Consider the following 650-nt stretch of genomic DNA (forward strand, 5'->3'; position numbering starts at 1 on the left):
TCGGGCATTTATCCCCTGGCCCGCTTTGCCCTCATGTTCGAGAATATTGACCCGATTGTGCGGTTCTTTGGGGTCGGGACTGCTCTGCTAGGCATCGGCTTTGCCGTGTTTGAAAAAGACACCAAGCGGATGCTGGCATTGAGCACTGTGTCGCAGTTGGGTTTTGTGCTGGCTGCGCCCGAGGTGGGCGGCTTTTATGCGCTGACCCACGGCTTGGTGAAGTCATCCCTGTTCTTGATTGTGGGTAACTTACCCAGTCGAAATCTCAAGGAGCTGCGCCATCGGCCCATTCCCCGTGGAGTTTGGATCGCGCTGGCGATTGCCAGCTTTTCCATCTCTGGTTTCCCACTGTTATCGGGCTTTGGGGCCAAAGTTTTGACGATGAAAAATCTGTTGCCCTGGCAGGTCATTGGCATGAATGTGGCCGCCTTAGGCACCGCAATTACCTTTGCGAAATTCATCTTTTTGCCCCACAGCAATGAAGTGGAAAGTCCTGTCAAGCCTAGCTTTTGGGGCGCGATGGCGCTGCTGTTGGGCGGCTTGGTCTTTGCCAACGTGGTTTACTACGAAGCCTACACCCTGGGCAATATCGTCAAGCCCCTCGTCACGATCGCCCTGGGCTGGCTGGCCTACTGGTTCATTTTCCGGCG

Annotated in this window: 1 protein-coding gene; it reads left to right on the forward strand. The window is 55.2% G+C overall.

Translation table 11 applies throughout. The annotated features are described in order from the left end of the window. A partial coding sequence (locus tag JUK32_RS00250) for a proton-conducting transporter membrane subunit (protein ID WP_305037820.1) occupies positions 1-650 on the forward strand: 650 nt, incomplete at both ends.

Origin of the sequence: Halomicronema sp. CCY15110 (assembly GCF_016888165.1) — a bacterium.
GTDB lineage: Bacteria > Cyanobacteriota > Cyanobacteriia > Phormidesmidales > Phormidesmidaceae > Halomicronema.